The sequence below is a fragment of the Variovorax sp. GW823-FHT02B07 genome (genome assembly GCF_058797695.1).
Genome location: NZ_JBXAJX010000004.1, coordinates 489,801 through 505,650, shown reverse-complemented (window position 1 = coordinate 505,650; position 15,850 = coordinate 489,801). Strand labels below are relative to the sequence as shown.

General features: G+C 68.1%; 19 protein-coding genes. 2 read left to right on the top strand and 17 right to left on the bottom strand.

Translation table 11 applies throughout. The features are described from left to right. Nucleotides 1–8: 8 nt before the first annotated feature. From AC1RGU_RS23150 to AC1RGU_RS23135, 4 genes are read right to left on the bottom strand one after another with little or no spacing between them, the layout of a single operon-like run. On the bottom strand, nucleotides 9–398 hold the full coding sequence (locus tag AC1RGU_RS23150) for a phosphoribosyl-ATP diphosphatase (protein WP_139701050.1): 390 nt from the start codon (nucleotides 396–398) through the stop codon (nucleotides 9–11). Continuing rightward, the gene (gene hisI, locus AC1RGU_RS23145) at nucleotides 395–784 is read right to left on the bottom strand and encodes a phosphoribosyl-AMP cyclohydrolase (RefSeq protein ID WP_095743771.1); all 390 of its coding nucleotides are present in this window, start codon (nucleotides 782–784) and stop codon (nucleotides 395–397) included. Before hisI ends, AC1RGU_RS23150 begins: the two co-directional genes overlap by 4 nt. Before the next feature lie 42 nt (nucleotides 785–826). Beyond that, nucleotides 827–1,612 (bottom strand): imidazole glycerol phosphate synthase subunit HisF, encoded by a 786-nt coding sequence (gene hisF / locus AC1RGU_RS23140; protein ID WP_056572731.1) that lies wholly within the window; start codon nucleotides 1,610–1,612, stop codon nucleotides 827–829. 22 nt (nucleotides 1,613–1,634) lie between these two features. Next, on the bottom strand, nucleotides 1,635–2,468 hold the full coding sequence (locus AC1RGU_RS23135) for a D-hexose-6-phosphate mutarotase (protein WP_492686164.1): 834 nt from the start codon (nucleotides 2,466–2,468) through the stop codon (nucleotides 1,635–1,637). Nucleotides 2,469–2,600: 132 nt separating this feature from the next. Here AC1RGU_RS23135 and AC1RGU_RS23130 point away from each other — a divergent pair, with 132 nt between their 5' ends. Beyond that, nucleotides 2,601–3,908: a dicarboxylate/amino acid:cation symporter gene (locus AC1RGU_RS23130; protein ID WP_070059926.1), complete on the top strand. Its 1,308-nt coding sequence runs from the start codon at nucleotides 2,601–2,603 to the stop codon at nucleotides 3,906–3,908. Nucleotides 3,909–3,919: 11 nt separating this feature from the next. Beyond that, the gene (locus tag AC1RGU_RS23125) at nucleotides 3,920–4,834 is read left to right on the top strand and encodes an amino acid ABC transporter substrate-binding protein (RefSeq protein WP_492697831.1); all 915 of its coding nucleotides are present in this window, start codon (nucleotides 3,920–3,922) and stop codon (nucleotides 4,832–4,834) included. 15 nt (nucleotides 4,835–4,849) lie between these two features. Here the strand turns inward: AC1RGU_RS23125 and AC1RGU_RS23120 are convergent, their stop codons facing one another. The 13 genes from AC1RGU_RS23120 to AC1RGU_RS23060 all read right to left on the bottom strand — a co-directional run bounded on the left by AC1RGU_RS23120 (nucleotide 4,850) and on the right by AC1RGU_RS23060 (nucleotide 15,775). Further along, a complete protein-coding gene (locus AC1RGU_RS23120; protein WP_492697833.1) occupies nucleotides 4,850–6,022 on the bottom strand; it encodes an AAA family ATPase in 1,173 nt (390 codons plus the stop codon). 20 nt (nucleotides 6,023–6,042) lie between these two features. After that, a complete protein-coding gene (gene hisA / locus AC1RGU_RS23115) occupies nucleotides 6,043–6,786 on the bottom strand; it encodes a 1-(5-phosphoribosyl)-5-[(5-phosphoribosylamino)methylideneamino]imidazole-4-carboxamide isomerase (protein WP_062471681.1) in 744 nt (247 codons plus the stop codon). A 63-nt stretch (nucleotides 6,787–6,849) separates the two neighbouring features. Then, a complete protein-coding gene (gene hisH, locus AC1RGU_RS23110; protein WP_062471685.1) occupies nucleotides 6,850–7,509 on the bottom strand; it encodes an imidazole glycerol phosphate synthase subunit HisH in 660 nt (219 codons plus the stop codon). Between the two features lie 19 nt (nucleotides 7,510–7,528). Then, nucleotides 7,529–8,146: an imidazoleglycerol-phosphate dehydratase HisB gene (hisB, locus tag AC1RGU_RS23105; protein WP_062471688.1), complete on the bottom strand. Its 618-nt coding sequence runs from the start codon at nucleotides 8,144–8,146 to the stop codon at nucleotides 7,529–7,531. Next, on the bottom strand, nucleotides 8,143–9,246 hold the full coding sequence (gene hisC, locus AC1RGU_RS23100) for a histidinol-phosphate transaminase (RefSeq protein WP_492697836.1): 1,104 nt from the start codon (nucleotides 9,244–9,246) through the stop codon (nucleotides 8,143–8,145). The genes hisB and hisC overlap by 4 nt, the downstream gene beginning before the upstream one ends. Then, complete coding sequence (locus AC1RGU_RS23095; RefSeq protein WP_070059929.1) at nucleotides 9,243–9,623, bottom strand: hypothetical protein; 381 nt, start codon at nucleotides 9,621–9,623, stop codon at nucleotides 9,243–9,245. The genes hisC and AC1RGU_RS23095 overlap by 4 nt, the downstream gene beginning before the upstream one ends. 12 nt (nucleotides 9,624–9,635) lie before the next feature. Continuing rightward, nucleotides 9,636–10,463, bottom strand: a complete 828-nt coding sequence (locus AC1RGU_RS23090) for a hypothetical protein (protein WP_095949881.1) — start codon at nucleotides 10,461–10,463, stop codon at nucleotides 9,636–9,638. Nucleotides 10,464–10,500: 37 nt separating this feature from the next. Then, nucleotides 10,501–11,823 (bottom strand): histidinol dehydrogenase, encoded by a 1,323-nt coding sequence (gene hisD, locus AC1RGU_RS23085; protein WP_159274022.1) that lies wholly within the window; start codon nucleotides 11,821–11,823, stop codon nucleotides 10,501–10,503. Nucleotides 11,824–11,834: 11 nt separating this feature from the next. Further along, on the bottom strand, nucleotides 11,835–12,476 hold the full coding sequence (hisG, locus tag AC1RGU_RS23080; protein ID WP_095949879.1) for an ATP phosphoribosyltransferase: 642 nt from the start codon (nucleotides 12,474–12,476) through the stop codon (nucleotides 11,835–11,837). After that, entirely contained in the window at nucleotides 12,473–13,762 is a 1,290-nt protein-coding gene (gene murA / locus AC1RGU_RS23075) for a UDP-N-acetylglucosamine 1-carboxyvinyltransferase (RefSeq protein ID WP_369631365.1), read from the bottom strand. Before murA ends, hisG begins: the two co-directional genes overlap by 4 nt. Nucleotides 13,763–13,804: 42 nt before the next feature. Further along, a complete protein-coding gene (locus AC1RGU_RS23070; protein ID WP_062471708.1) occupies nucleotides 13,805–14,047 on the bottom strand; it encodes a BolA family protein in 243 nt (80 codons plus the stop codon). Between the two features lie 19 nt (nucleotides 14,048–14,066). Next, nucleotides 14,067–14,831 (bottom strand): ABC transporter permease, encoded by a 765-nt coding sequence (locus tag AC1RGU_RS23065; RefSeq protein ID WP_487847952.1) that lies wholly within the window; start codon nucleotides 14,829–14,831, stop codon nucleotides 14,067–14,069. Beyond that, nucleotides 14,828–15,775 (bottom strand): ABC transporter ATP-binding protein, encoded by a 948-nt coding sequence (locus AC1RGU_RS23060; RefSeq protein WP_070059934.1) that lies wholly within the window; start codon nucleotides 15,773–15,775, stop codon nucleotides 14,828–14,830. The genes AC1RGU_RS23065 and AC1RGU_RS23060 overlap by 4 nt, the downstream gene beginning before the upstream one ends. Nucleotides 15,776–15,850: the final 75 nt, after the last annotated feature.

Genomic DNA, 15,850 nt, shown 5'->3' with positions numbered 1-15,850 from the left:
TCGATCAGTCAGTCGTTGGAAGCTTCGCGGGCCTGCACCTTGCGCAGGGCTTTTTCCTCGATGCCGCTGGTGCCTTCGCGGCGCTCGAGCTCCGCGACCACGTCGGCTGGCGAGAAACCGTAGTGGGCCAGCGCCACCATGGTGTGGAACCACAGGTCGGCCACTTCGTTCACTATTTTCGAGCGGTCGCCGCCGTGGTCGGCGTCCTTGGCGGCCATCACGACCTCGGTGGCTTCCTCGCCGATCTTCTTGAGGAAGGCGTCGGGGCCCTTGTGCAGCAGCCGGGCGACGTAGCTTTTCTCGGGGTCGCCGCCGTTCGCGGGCAGGCGGCTCTCGAGCACCGCGGCCAGGCGGGCGAGCGCGTCAGAGGTGTTCGAATCGTTCACTGTGGCGCTCATTTGTAGATCGACTCCGGGTCTTTCAAGACCGGTTCGACCACGGTCCACTGGCCCTTCTCGTACTTGCTGAAGAAGCAGCTGTGGCGGCCGGTGTGGCAGGCGATGCCGGGCTCGTGGCCCAGCTGGGTCACCTTGAGCAGCACCACGTCGTTGTCGCAGTCGAGGCGGATCTCGTGCACGGTCTGCACGTGGCCCGACTCCTCGCCCTTGAACCACAGCTTGCTGCGCGAGCGGCTGAAATACACCGCGCGGCCCAACTCGGCGGTCTTTTCGAGCGCCTCGCGGTTCATCCACGCGAACATGAGCACGTCGTTCGTGCCTTGTTCCTGGGCGATCACGGGCACCAACCCGTTCGCGTCCCACTTCACTTCATCGAGCCAATTCATGGGGATATTGTCGAGGATAGGAAAAGACCCTTCCGGTCCCGCTCAGGCGTCGATGCGCACGGGAATCCCGCGCTCGGCCATGCGCGCCTTGGCCTCGCCCACGGTGTGCTCGCCGTAGTGGAAGATGCTCGCGGCCAGCACCGCGTCGGCGCCGCCCTTCTGGATGCCGTCGGCCAGGTCGTCGAGGTTGCCGACGCCGCCCGAGGCGATCACGGGCACGTTGACCGCGTCGCTCACGGCGCGCGTCAGGGCCAGGTCGAAGCCGCTCTTGGTGCCGTCGCGGTCCATGCTGGTGAGCAGGATCTCGCCAGCGCCGCGGCGCGCCATCTCGGTCGCCCACTGCACCACGTCCAGGCCGGTGTTCTTGCGCCCGCCGTGGCTGTAGACGTCCCAGCCCGCGCCGCGCGTGGCGGCGTCTTCGGGGCTGCGGCGCTTGGCGTCGATGGCGACCACGATGCACTGCGAGCCGTACTTCTGGGCCGCGTCGCTGATCACCTGCGGATCGGCGATGGCGGCCGAGTTGAAGCTGGTCTTGTCGGCGCCCGCGTTGAGCAGCCGACGCACGTCGGCCACGGTGCGCACACCGCCGCCCACGGTCAGCGGAATGAAGACCTGCGAGGCCACCGCTTCGATGATCGGCAGGATCAGGTCACGGCCGTCGCTGGTGGCCGTGATGTCCAGGAAGGTGAGTTCATCGGCGCCCTGCGCGTTGTAGCGCGCGGCGATCTCGACCGGGTCGCCGGCATCGCGCAGCTCGAGGAAGTTGACGCCCTTGACGACGCGGCCGCCGGTGACGTCGAGGCAGGGAATGATGCGTTTGGCAAGCATGGGGTGGTGAACCAGGGAGAAATCAGAGAACGCAAAGCTGTTGCCAGCCCTGCCATTGGGCGCCGGGCGCCAGCACGACGGGTTCGTCGATGCGGGCCGCCTCGACGCACAGCATGTGGCGGAAGCCCTCTGGGGGCATGTCCGCGAGTGTCGCACCGAGCGCGGCGCCGGGGTTCCAGACCACGGTTTCGGTGCAGGTTTCGCTCTGGGTGATTTCGAGCGTGCCGTCGGGCTGCACCAGCCGCAGCGGCTGCGCCGGGGCCGTGTAGACGCTGTCGAACTCGGCGTCGAACTGCAGCGCGGCAGCGGTTTCGGTCTGGCGCACGTCGCGCACCGCGTCCCAGCGGGCGGCGCCCTGCAGGCCTTCGAGGCGCACGGCGGCGATGTCGTCCACGCGCAGGTAGGTGTGCAGCGCGGCCGAGAACGGCCAGGGCGCGTCGCCGGTGTTGGTCAGGGTGAGCGCGGTGCGCAGCCGGCCGGCGGCGAGCGTGGCGTCCAGCCGCGCCTCGAAGGCATGCGGCCAGAGCCGGCGGGTGGCGTCGTTGTCGCGCAGCACCAGCCGCAGCGTGTCGGGCGCGCCCGATTCCTCGCGAATCCAAGGCAGATTGCGCATGAAGCCATGCTTGGGGAGCATGCCGCGCTGGTTGAACTGGGGGCAGCACAGGGGAATGCCGCCGCGGATGGCGGTTTGGCCGTCAAAAACGGCCTTCGGACTCAGATACAGTCGCTCCCCACCGCGGGCCGGGGCCCAGGAAAGCACCTGGGCGCCATGCAGCGCCACCGTCAGCGTGCTGCCATCGGCCGCCACGGCGTGCAACGCCGGCTGGCCTCGAAACTCGATCGAGCGGATATCCATGTGAGGAATTGTAGGCAGCCGCCGCATCCTGACAGCGGGCCATTGCGTGCATCCGCCTTTCTTGGATACCCTGTGCCGGGTCGGTCCCGTGCACTCGAAAAGAACCACTCTCACACGACAAAGGGGATACGCATGAAGAAAAAGCTGCCCATGGCCGCCTGGATCCTGATCGCCATGGTGCTCGGCATCATCGTCGGTTACATGATCTTCACCAGCTTTCCCGACAAGAAGGCCGCCAAGGAGATCGCGGACTACGTCTCCATCGTCTCCGACGTCTTCCTGCGCCTGATCAAGATGCTGATCGGCCCGCTGGTGTTCTCCACGCTGGTGGTGGGCATCGCGCACATGGGCGACGCCAAGTCGGTCGGCCGTGTGTTCGGCAAGGCCATCGGCTGGTTCCTCACGGCCTCGCTGATCTCGCTGGTGATCGGCCTGGTCATGGCCAACCTGCTCAAGCCCGGCGAGAACCTGGGCCTGCCGCTGCCCGACATCGGCGCCTCGGCCAACCTGGCGACCAACAAGTTCACCTTCAAGGACTTCGTGAGTCACACGGTGCCCAAGTCGTTCGTGGAGGCGATGGCCAACAACGAGATCCTGCAGATCGTGGTGTTCTCGATGTTCTTCGGCGTGGCGCTGGCCTCGCTCGGCGACAAGGCCAAGACGCTGGTGGCCGCCATCGAGGAGCTGTCGCACGCCATGCTCAAGATCACGGGCTACGTCATGAAGCTCGCGCCGCTGGCGGTGCTGGCGGCCATGGCCGCCACCGTGGCCGTGAACGGGCTGGGCATTCTCGTCAAGTTCGCCGTGTTCATGCGCGACTTCTACCTGGGCCTGTTCGTGCTGTGGGGCGTGCTCATCATGGCCGGCCTGCTGTTCCTGGGGCCGCGCGTGTTCAAGCTGCTGGTGCTCATCAAGGAGGCGTTCCTGCTGTCGTTCGCCACCGCGAGTTCCGAAGCCGCCTACCCGAAGATCCTGCAGGCGCTCGACCGTTTCGGCGTGAAGCGCAAGATCTCCAGCTTCGTGATGCCGATGGGCTACTCGTTCAACCTCGACGGCTCAATGATGTACTGCACCTTCGCCGTGCTGTTCATCGCGCAGGCCTACGACATCCACATGCCGATCAGCACGCAGATCACCATGCTGCTGATCCTGATGCTCACCTCCAAGGGCATGGCCGGCGTGCCGCGCGCCTCGCTGGTGGTGATCGCCGCCACGCTGAACCACTTCGACATTCCCGAGGCCGGCCTGCTGCTGATCCTGGGCGTGGACACCTTCCTGGACATGGGCCGCTCGGCCACCAACGCGGTGGGCAATTCCATCGCCACGGCCGTGGTCGCCAAGTGGGAGGGCGAGCTGCTGTCCGAGAGCGATGCCGAGGCCAACGCCAAGGTGCTCGACGAGGAAGCCGCGGCCACCCTCGCCCATCCGGCGCACGCGTGAGGCGCCACGCCATGACGCGCATCGCCACGCTGCCCTCCGCCGTCGCCGCATGGCTGCTGGCAGCCGTGGCCCTGGCCTTGCCGGCCGGCCCCGCGCAGGCGCAGGAGCTCCTCACCGGCACGCTGGCCAAGGTGCGCGAGAGCGGCACCATCGCCATCGGCCACCGCGAGGCGTCGGTGCCCTTCTCGTACCTCAACGCGCGCAAGGAGCCGATCGGCTATTCCATCGAGCTGTGCCGCGCGCTCGTCACGGCCATCGAGGACACGGTCAACAAGAGCCTCACGATCAAGTGGGTGCCCGTCACCTCCGACTCGCGCATCGACGCGGTCGTGAGCGGCCAGGTCGACCTCGAGTGCGGCTCCACCACCAGCAACCTGGAGCGCCAGAAGCGCGTGGCCTTCTCGCCGACCATGTTCGTCTCGGGCACCAAGGTGCTGGTGAAGAAGGGCGCGCCGATCCAGTCGTTCCGCGACCTGGCCGGCAAGAAGGTGGCCGTGACGGCCGGCACCACCAACGAGAAGACGCTGCGCGACCTGTCGCAGAAGTTCAAGCTCAACATCGAGCTGAAGGTGGCGCGCGACCATGCCGAGTCGTTCGCGCTCGTGAAAGAAGGCCAGGCCGACGCCTTCGCCACCGACGACGTGCTGCTCTACGGCCTGATCGCCCGCGACGCCGCCAAGGCGCAGTACGAGGTGGTGGGCGACTTCCTCTCCTACGACCCCTACGCGGTCATGTACCGCAAGGGCGACCCGCAGCTAAACAAGGTGGTGGTCGACACCTTCCAGGTGCTGGCGGAAGACGGCGAGATCCACCGGCAGTACAAGCGCTGGTTCATGCGCAAGCTGCCCTCGGGGGAAAGCCTCAACCTGCCAATGAGCGCGCAACTGGAAACGATCATCCAGACGATGGCGGTGAAGGCCGAGTAGGCCGGCCTGCCCTCTCTACCGCGCCGGCCACTCCCAGCGCGGAATCTCGCTCATGTCGAGGTTCGCGATGCGGGTCTCGCCGAAGCGCTTTTCGAGCACCACCGGCTGCAGGCCGTCGCTGTCGTCCAGGGCGGCGATCAGGCGCGCCGCGTGCGACACCACGATCACCTGCGACGACCGCGCGGCCTGCGCGATGAGGCGGCCCAGCGCCGGCAGCAGGTCGGGGTGCAGGCTGGTCTCGGGCTCGTTGAGCACCAGCAGCGCGGGCGGACGGGGCGTCAGCAGCGCCGCGATCCACAGCAGGTAGCGCAGGGTGCCGTCCGACAGTTCGGCGGCCGTCAGGGGCCGCAGCAGGCCGTGCTGGTGCATCAGCGTCTCGAAGCGGTCGCCGTTCGCCTGCACCTCGATGCGGGCGCCCGGGAAGGCGTCGTCCACGGCGCTGTCGAGCGCCTCGCCGTCGCCGATCTCGCGGACGGTCTGCAGGGCCGCGGCCAGATCGGCACCGTCGTTGGCGAGCACGGGCGTGTAGGTGCCCAGCTGCGGCTGGCGCGCAGGGGCGTCGGCGTCCGAGCGGAAGTGGTCGTAGAAGCGCCAGGAGCGCATCTGCTCGCGCAGCGTGAGCATCTCGGGCGCGTCGCGCGGGTCGGCGTGCTCGGTCATCATGCTGGCGAAGGCCGGGATCGGCCGGCCGACGGCCTGCCAGCCCTTGCCGTCGCGCAGGCGCAGCGCGGCGCCCTTGCGGTCGACCAGATGCGTGGAAGGGCGCAGCAGCGGGCCGCTCCAGATCGCCTCGTGCTTGATCTGCGGGTCGTGCGAGAAGGCCGAGGACGGGACCGGCGGCGGCAGGCCGATGTCGATGGCGTAGCCGAAATCGTCGGCCTCGGCGCCGGCGAAGCCCAGCTTCAGCGCCACCGGCTCGCTGCGCATGGTGCCCTGCACCGGCTGTTCGCCGCGCAGCATCGCCGCCGAAAAGCGCTCGGGCCCGGCCCACAGCGTGGAAGACAGCCCGCCCTCGCGCACCAGCGAGCGGATCACGCCACCGTTGGCGATGTCGGCCAGCAGGCGCATCGCGCGGTACACGCTCGACTTGCCGCTGCCGTTGGCGCCCGTGACCACCGTGAGGCGGCCCAGCGGCACCGTCAGCTGGCGCAGCGAGCGGTAGTTGGCAATGGCGAGCGCGGAGAGCACGCGCCGCTACAGGAAAGGCGTCAGGCGCCGGCCAGCTCGTCCGCGCGCGCCTGGGCGGCGGCGAAGTCGAGGTCGCCCGAGTAGATGGCGCGGCCGCAGATCACGCCCTCGACGCCCTCGGACTCGACCGCGCAGAGCTGGTCGATGTCGGCCATGTTCGACAGGCCGCCCGAGGCGATCACAGGGATGGTCAGCGCCTGCGCGAGCTTGACGGTGGCGTCGATGTTGATGCCCGAGAGCATGCCGTCGCGGCCGATGTCGGTGTAGATGATCGATTCGACGCCGTAGTCCTCGAACTTCTTGCCCAGGTCGGCCACCTCGTGGCCCGTGAGCTTGCTCCAGCCGTCGGTGGCGACCTTGCCGTCCTTGGCATCGAGGCCCACGATGATGTGGCCGCCGAAGGCGCTGCAGGCGTCCTTCAGGAAGCCGGGGTTCTTGACCGCGGCGGTGCCGATGATCACGTAGCGCAGGCCGTCGTCGATGTAGCGCTCGATGGTGTCCAGGTCGCGGATGCCGCCGCCCAGCTGCACCGGGATGTCGTCGCCGACTTCCTTCAGGATTGCCTTGATCGCCGCGTGGTTCTGCGGCTTGCCGGCGAAGGCGCCATTCAGATCGACCAGGTGCAGCCGACGGGCGCCGGCCTCGACCCATTTGCGGGCCATGGCGGCGGGGTCTTCGCTGAAGATGGTGGACTGGTCCATGTCGCCCTGCTTGAGGCGAACGCAGTGGCCGTCTTTGAGATCAATGGCGGGAATGAGGAGCATGGAAGTGACGCGAGTGTGCGAAAGCCGGGCTGCGAACGGTGCGGCCCGGGCGGGAATATAAGGTCAGGGATTCCAGTGGAGGAAGTTGCGATACAGCTGCAGCCCATGGTCCGCACTCTTCTCCGGGTGGAACTGGGTGGCAAAAATGTTATCGCGTGCGATGGCCGCGGTAAAGCATGCCCCGTAATCGGCCTCGCCCACGCTGTGCCGGGCATCCGCCGGACACGCGTAGAAGCTGTGCACGAAATAGAAGTAGCTCTGGTCGGGAATGCCCGCCCACACCGCGTGCGGCTGGGCCTGGCGCACCTGGTTCCAGCCCATCTGCGGCACCTTGAAGCGGCTGCCGTCGGGCTGCAGGCGACCGGCCAGGTCGAACTTGACGACCTCGCCGGGAATGAGGCCCAGGCCGTCGGTTGGGCCTTCGTCGCTGCGCGACAGCAGCATCTGCATGCCCACGCACACGCCGAAGAGCGGCTTGCTGGCCGCGGCTTCGAGCACCGACTCGAGCAGGCCCGAGTCGCGCAGCTCGCGCATGCAGTCAGGCATGGCGCCCTGCCCCGGCAGCACCACACGGGTGGCCTGGCGCACCACGTCCGGGTCGGAGGTGACGAACACCTCCACGCCCACCTGGTCGGCCGCATGGCGCACGGCCTGCGACACGGAGTGCAGGTTGCCCATGCCGTAGTCGACGACCGCGACGGAATTCTTTGCTACAGATTTCATAGCTGTTCGCCGGGGAGTTTCAGAGCGAACCTTTAGTCGAGGGAATGACGCCGACGGAGCGCGGATCGAGCTCCAGCGCGCCGCGCATGGCGCGCGCGAAGGCCTTGAACACGGTCTCGCACTGGTGGTGCGCGTTCACGCCCTTCAGGTTGTCGATGTGCAGCGTGACGAAGGCGTGGTTCACGAAGCCCTGGAAGAACTCGTAGGTGAGCTGGCTGTCGAAGGTGCCGATCATGCCGCTGGTGAAGGGCACGTGCATCACGAGGCCGGGGCGGCCCGAGAAGTCGATGACGACGCGGCTGAGCGCTTCGTCCAGCGGCACGTAGGCATGGCCGTAGCGGCGGATGCCCTTCTTGTCGCCGATGGCCTTGGCCACGGCCTGGCCGAGCGTGATGCCCACGTCTTCCACCGTGTGGTGGCCGTCGATGTGCAAGTCGCCCTCGCAGTCGATGTCCAGGTCGATCAGCCCGTGGCGGGCGATCTGGTCGAGCATGTGGTCGAAAAAGCCGATGCCCGTGGAGAGCTTGGCCTTGCCGGTGCCGTCGAGGTTGACGCTGACCGTGATCTTCGTCTCGGCGGTGTGGCGGGTGACCGTCGCGATGCGATCGGTGCTGCCCGGGGTCGTGGGGGTGGTCATAGTGAGGCTTCGAGCGCCGCCAGCATCTGCGCGTTCTCGTCGGCCGTTCCGACGGTGAGGCGCAGGCAGTTGGCGAGCAGTTCATGCATTTTAGAAACGTTCTTCACCAGCACCCCGCGGGCCTTCATGCCCTCGAAGGTACGGGTGGCATCGGGCACGCGCAGCAGGATCATGTTGGCGTCGCTGGGCCAGGTCTTCACGCCCGGCAGCCGGGCCAGCGCGGCCATGAGCTGGTCGCGCCCCTCGCGGATCTGGCGCGCCTGGGCCTCGAACACGGCCGCGTGCTCCAGCGCGAACAGCGCTGCCTCGCAGTTGAGCACGCTGATGTTGTAGGGCGGGCGCACCTTGTCGATCTCGGCGACCAGCGCCGCGGGGCCCATGAGGTAGCCCAGGCGGATGCCGGCCAGGCCGAACTTGCTCAGGGTGCGCATCAGCAGCACGTGGCGGTGCTTGGCGAGCCGGTCGATGTAGCTGCGCGCGGCGAAGGGCTGGTAGGCCTCGTCGATCACCACCAGGCCGCCCTGCGCGCCCTGAGCCTGCACGATCTTCTCGATGACGGCGTCGTCCCAGAGGTTGGCGGTCGGGTTGTTCGGGTAGGCGAGGTAGACGATGGCCGGCTTCTCGCGCGCGATGGCGGCCAGCATGGCGGCCTCGTCGAGCTCGAAATCGGCCGTGAGCGGCACGCCCACGAAGCGCAGGCCCTGCAGCTGGGCGCTCATCGCGTACATGACGAAGCCGGGCACGGGCGCGAGCACGGCGGCGCCGGGCTGGTCGCAGGCGATGCCCAGCAGCGAGATCAGTTCGTCCGAGCCGTTGCCCAGCATCAGCCCGAAGCCTTCGGGCAGGCCCGCATGGGCGGCCAGCGCGCGCTGCAGGTCGGCGCCGCGGTCGCCGGGGTAACGGTTGAGCGCCAGCGCACCCAGGCGTGCGCCCAGTTCGGCCTGCAGCGCGGGTGGCAGGCCGTAGGGGTTCTCCATCGCGTCGAGCTTGAGGAAGCCGCGCGCGTCCTGCACCGCGTAGGCGTGCATGGCGCGCACGTCGGCGCGGATGCGGTCGAGCGGCAGGCGGTTGTCGGAAGCGGAAGAATCGGAAACGGTCATCGGGTGCAGCGGTAGCTGTTGCGGAGGGCGCCGGCCATGACCAGTTGCACGGGCATGTCGGCTTCGTAGCTGTCGGCGTTGCGGCTCAGCTCGGTCTGGTAGAGCGAGCGGGCCATCGAGGGTTCGAGGCGGCGGCCCTCGATGCAGAACGGCGGCACCTGGCCGTTGCGCTGCGACGATTCGACGCCCTCGCGCAGGCCTTCGAGCACGCCGACGAGGTAGTAGCTGGCGTAGGCCTTGCCGTCCTTCTCGTTGGCTTCGAGGGTGCGCAGCTCGCGGATGCTCATGGCCTGCGCGCCGGCGCCGATCGCACCGGCCGCCAGGGCGAGCAGCAGCGCCGGCAGGCGCGGCAACAGCAGGACGGCGGCGCGTTGCATGGCCTCGCTGGCTTACTTGCGGTAGCGCGGCGGCGGTGCGTACGCGCCGTCGGCCGGAAAGGCGCTGGGCTGCGACGGCGAGGCGTCGCGGCGGGTGCGGCGCGGGGCGTTCGGCTCTTCGAGCTCGAACAGCGCGGCGCCGATCACGCCGATGTTGCGCACGTCGCCGGCCTCGGTGTTCGCGGCGTAGGCACGGCCCGGCGTGGCGAAACGGAAGGCGGCCACTTCGCTCTGGCTCTTGCGGAAGCCCTCGATGTTGAGCGTCTGCTGCGGGCGCAGCACGTAGCCGCCGTTGCGCAGGCTGCCGGGCTTGCCGTTGAGCACGTCCAGGCCGTCGACGGTGGCGATCACCTCGTAGCTGCGGTCGCTGAGGTTGCGAAAGCGCAGCGTGTAGCGCGCACCTTCGACGCCGGCGAGGCGGAACATGTCGTTGCCGCTTCGACGTGCGCGCTGCAACGGCAACGGGCGGTCGTTCTCGTCGAGCACCGACCATTCGATGTCGCCCTGGGCCAGCTGCAGGTTCAGCCGGCGCTCGGGGTTGCTGCCCGCGTCGCGGCGCACGCTGGCGGCGTCGTTGTAGCCGATCGAGGCCACGTCGTCGGGCTGGTCGGACAGGCGCTTGGCGGCCACCGTGCGGGTCTTCGACTCGATGCCCTCGCCCCATTGCGTGCCGAGCTGGGCCGGCGCGGGTGCAGGCTTTGCAGCACTGGACGTGGCCGCCATCGCCGTCGTCTCGGCGCGGTTCTGCGGCATCTGGGTGCAGGCGGCCAGCAAGGCGGCACCGGCAACGAGGCCGGTGGCGAAACGGAAAAATCGCGAGCGATAGAGGCGTTGAATCATCTGGCGTGCTCCTCCCTGAAGCGGGGTTGTTGGAGCCTCAGATCTTACGCAGGCGCATGCGCGCGGCTTCGGCGTGCGCCTGCAGGCCCTCGCCTTCAGCCAGCGTGACCGCGATCGGGCCCAGCACCTGCGCACCAGCCTCGCTCACCTCGATGAGGCTGGAGCGCTTCTGGAAGTCGTACACGCCCAGCGGGCTCGAGAAGCGCGCCGTGCCGCTCGTGGGCAGCACGTGGTTCGGGCCGGCGCAGTAGTCGCCCAGGCTCTCGCTGGTGAAGTTGCCCAGGAAGATCGCGCCGGCGTGGCGCAGCAGCGGTTCCCAGCGGTGCGGTTCGCTGCTGCTGACTTCCAGGTGTTCGGGCGCGATGCGGTTGCTGATCTCGCAGGCCTCTTCCATGCTCTTCGTGTGGATCAGCGCGCCGCGGCCGTTGAGCGAGGCGGCGATGATCTCGGCGCGCGGCATGGTCGGCAGCAGGCGGTCGATCTCGGCCTGCACGCGATCGATGTAGGCGGCGTCGGGGCACAGCAGGATGCTCTGGGCCAACTCGTCGTGCTCGGCCTGGCTGAACAGGTCCATGGCCACCCAGTCGGGCGGCGTGGAGCCGTCGGCCAGCACCAGGATCTCGCTCGGGCCCGCGATCATGTCGATGCCCACGGTACCGAACACGCGGCGCTTGGCGGCGGCCACGTAGGCGTTGCCGGGGCCGGTGATCTTGTCGCAGGCCGGGATGGTGGCCGTGCCGTAGGCCAGCGCGGCCACGGCCTGCGCACCGCCGACGGTGAAGCCGCGCGTGACGCCCGCCACGTAGGCGGCGGCGAGCACGAGCTGGTTCTTCTCGCCCTTCGGCGTGGGCACGACCATGATGATTTCGCCCACACCCGCGACGTGCGCGGGAATGGCGTTCATCAGCACGCTCGACGGGTATGCGGCCTTGCCGCCCGGCACGTAGATGCCGACACGGTCGAGCGGCGTGACCTTCTGGCCGAGCAGCGTGCCGTCGGCGTCGCGGTAACTCCAGCTTTCGCCCGAGGCCTTCTTCTGCGCCTCGTGGTAGCTGCGCACGCGGCGCGCGGCGGCTTCGAGCGCGTCGCGCTGCGCGGCCGGGAGGCCCTCGAACGCGGCCTTCAGCTCGGCCTGCGTCAGCTCCAGCTCGGGCAGCGTCTTCGCGTCGAGCTTGTCGAAGCGGTTGGTGTACTCCAGCACCGCCTCGTCGCCGCGCTTTTGCACGTCGGCGAGGATGTCGGCCACCACCTTCTCGATGGCCGCGTCGTCGTCCGCGGACCAATGCAGCCGCGCCTTGAATTCAGCGTCGAAGCTGGCTGAGTTCGTGGACAGTCGGGCGGGGGCTGCTTGCAGAGTCATGGGCTTGAGGTTCAGGCGGAGGGAATGGCGGACGCGAAGGCGTCGATGATGCGGCGAATGGGTTCGCGCTTGAGCTTGAGCGCGGCCTGGTTGACGACCAGCCGGGCGCTGATGTCCATGATGCGCTCCACCTCGACGAGGTGGTTGGCCTTGAGCGTGTTGCCGGTCGAGACCAGGTCGACGATGGCGTCGGCCAGGCCCGTGAGCGGCGCCAGTTCCATGCTGCCGTAGAGCTTGATCAGGTCGACGTGCACGCCCTTGCTGGCGAAGAAGTCACGCGCCAGGCCCACGTACTTGGTGGCCACGCGCAGGCGCGAGCCCTGCTTCACGGCCGAGGCGTAGTCGTAGTCGGCGCGCACGGCCACGCTGAGGCGGCAGGCCGCGATGCGCAGGTCCAGCGGCTGGTACAGGCCCTGGTTGCCGTGCTCGAGCAGCACGTCCAGTCCGGTCACGCCGAGGTCGGCGCCACCGTACTGCACGTAGGTGGGCACGTCGGAGGCGCGCACCAGCACCACGCGCACGTCAGGACGGGTGGTTTCAAGAATCAGCTTGCGCGATTTCTCGGGGTCTTCGGTGACCTCGATGCCGGCGGCGGCCAGCAGGGGCATCGTCTCTTCGAAGATGCGGCCTTTGGAAAGAGCCAAAGTGATCATGCGGCGGCTCCGGTCACGCGTTCAATGTCGGCACCGAGGCCGCGCAGTTTCGATTCCATGCGGTCATAGCCCCGGTCCAGGTGATAGATGCGGTCGACCAGCGTCTCGCCCTCGGCCACGAGGCCGGCGATGACGAGGCTGGCGGAAGCGCGCAGGTCGGTGGCCATCACGGTGGCGCCCGAGAGCTGTTGCACGCCCTCGACCATCGCGACCTTGCCCTCGACGTGGATGCGCGCGCCCAGGCGCACCATCTCGTTCACGTGCATGAAGCGGTTCTCGAAGATGGTCTCGGTGACCATCGAGGCGCCGCGCGCGATCACGTTCAGGGCCATGAACTGGGCCTGCATGTCGGTCGGGAAGCCGGGGTATTCGGTGGTGCTGAAGCTCTGCGCCTTCAGGTGGTCGTAGGCCGGGCCCTGCGAGCCGATGCGGATGCCGTCGGGCTCGGTCACGACGGTGCAGCCGGCGTCGCGCAGCTTGTCGATCACGGCGTCGAGGTGGTCGCCGCGCGCGTGGCGCAGGAAGGCCTCGCCGCCCGTGGCCGCCACGGCGCACAGGAAGGTGCCGGCCTCGATGCGGTCGGCCACCACGGCGTGCTCGCAGCCGTGCAGCTTCTCGACGCCCTGGATGCGGATGTGGCTGGTGCCGTGGCCTTCGATCTTCGCGCCCATGCGGATCAGCATCTCGGCCAGGTCGATGATCTCGGGCTCTTGCGCCGCGTTCTCGAGCAGCGTCTCGCCCTCGGCCAGTGCGGCGGCCATGAGGAAGTTCTCGGTGCCGGTGACGGTGACCATGTCGGTCAGGATGCGCGCGCCCTTCAGCCGCGTGCGCCCTTCGGGCAGGCGCGCGACCATGTAGCCGTGCTCGACCACGATCTCGGCGCCCATCGCCTGCAGACCCTTGATGTGCTGGTCGACCGGCCGCGAACCAATGGCGCAGCCGCCGGGCAGCGACACCTTGGCGTGGCCGAAGCGCGCCAACAGCGGGCCCAGTGCCAGCACCGAGGCGCGCATGGTCTTCACGAGTTCGTAGGGGGCCTCGGGGTTGCCGAGCTCGCCGGCGTTCAGGCGCACGGTGCCGTTGTCGTCGGCCTCGGCCGTCACGCCCATGTTGCGCACCAGCTTGAGCATGGTCGACACGTCCTGCAGGCGCGGCACGTTGTGCAGCACCACGGGCTGGTCGGTCAGCAGCGCCGCGCACAGCTCGGGCAGCGCGGCGTTCTTGGCGCCGGAAATGAGCACTTCGCCGCGAAGCTCACGCCCGCCGCGAATCAAAAGTTTGTCCATGAAGGATCCAGCGAAATCAGGAGGCCCGCAGGGGCCGGAAAGTCATTTGTCCACGGCGGCCCATTCGGCCGGCGTATAGGTCTTCATCGAGAGCGCATGCACCTCGTCGGTGTGCATTTTCGCACCGAGGGTGGCGTAGACCCGCTGGTGGCGCTGGATGGCGCGCTTGCCCTCGAATTCGGCCGAGACGATGGTCGCGTACCAATGTCGGCCGTCGCCCTCGAGCGTGATGTGCTCGCACGGCAGATGGGCAGCGATGATGGCTTGGAGTTCGTCAGCGGTCATGGGGTCTTGGAAGGCGGGATCAGCCGCGGATTTTGTAGCCGATGCGCAGGAGGTGAACGGCAATCGCACTCACCACCAGCCAGGCGGAACCGACGATGCCGAAGCTCAGCCAGGGCGAAGCGTCGCTCACCCCGAAGAAGCCGTAGCGGAAGCCGTCGATCATGTAGAAGAAGGGGTTCAGGTGGCTCACGCTCTGCCAGAACGGCGGCAGCGAGCCGATCGAATAGAACACGCCCGACAGGAAGGTCATGGGCATGATCAGGAAGTTCTGAAACACGGCCATCTGGTCGAACTTCTCGGCCCAGAGCCCGGCGATGAGGCCGAGCGTGCCCAGCATGGCCGAGCCCAGCAGCGCGAACACCAGGATCCACACCGGCGCCACGAAGCTCGGCACGGCGAAGAAGACGGTCACGGCGAACACGCCCACGCCCACCGCCAGCCCGCGGATCACCGAGGAGCCCACGTAGGCGAAGAACCAGCCCCAGTGCGACAGCGGCGTGAGCAGCACGAACACGAGGTTGCCCATGATCTTGCTCTGGATGATCGAGGACGAGCTGTTCGCGAACGCGTTCTGCAGCACGCTCATCATCACGAGGCCGGGGATCAGGAAGGCGGTGTAGCCCACGGAGCCGTAGACCGTGACGCGGCCTTCGAGCACGTGACCGAACACCATGAGGTACAGCAGCGCGGTGAGCACCGGCGCGCCGACGGTCTGGAAGCCGACCTTCCAGAAGCGCAGCGTTTCCTTGTACAGGAGCGCGCGCCAGCCCGTGACCGCCATCATCGCGACACCTCCAGCGGCGTCTGCTCGCCCGCCATCAGGTCGATGAACACGTCTTCCAGGTCGGCCTTGCGCATTTCCACGTCTTCCACCGCGACGCCGGCTTCGCGGATCGCAGCCAGCAGTTGTTCGACTTCGTGCGCGTTCTGCGCCGGTAGCTGCACGATGCGCCCGGTGATGCGCGCGTGCTGGGCGATGGCCCAGGGCAGCATGGCGTCGGTCTTGAAGCGCAGCACGTTGCTCGCGGCCGACTTCAGCAGCTCGCTGGTGCGGTCCAAGGCGATCACCTTGCCGAGCTTGAGCATCGCGATGCGGCTGCACAGCGCCTCGGCCTCTTCGAGGTAGTGGGTGGTGAGCAGCACGGTGCTGCCCTGCTTGTTGAGCTTGGCGACGAACTGCCAGAGCGTCTGGCGCAATTCGACGTCGACACCGGCCGTGGGCTCGTCGAGCACGATGACCGGCGGCTTGTGCACCAGCGCCTGCGCCACCAGCACGCGGCGCTTCATGCCGCCCGAGAGCTGGCGCATGTTGGCGGTGGCCTTGTCGGCCAGGCCCAGGCTCTGCAGCAGCTCGTCGATCCAGGCTTCGTTGTTCTTGATGCCGAAGTAGCCCGACTGGATGCGCAGCGACTCGCGCACGTTGAAGAAAGGGTCGAACACCAGCTCCTGCGGCACGATGCCGAGCTGGCGCCGGGCTTCGGCGTAGTCACGCTGCACGTCGAAGCCATGCACGCTGATCGCGCCCGCCGTGGGCCGCGACAGGCCCGCCAGCATGCTGATGAGGGTGGTCTTGCCCGCGCCGTTGGGGCCGAGCAGGCCGAAGAACTCGCCCGGCTCGATCTGGAAGGAAACCTCGTCGACCGCACGCAGCCCCTGCTTGCCTTGGGCGCGTTGCTGACGGGAGGGAGGGTAGGTCTTGGAGACCGACTGGAATGAGATCGCGGGCATGGGAGCCCGCGATTTTACGGGCGATGGGTTTTTCGGCGCTGCTCAGGGGTGAACGCGGGGAGCCGGCCGCGCTAG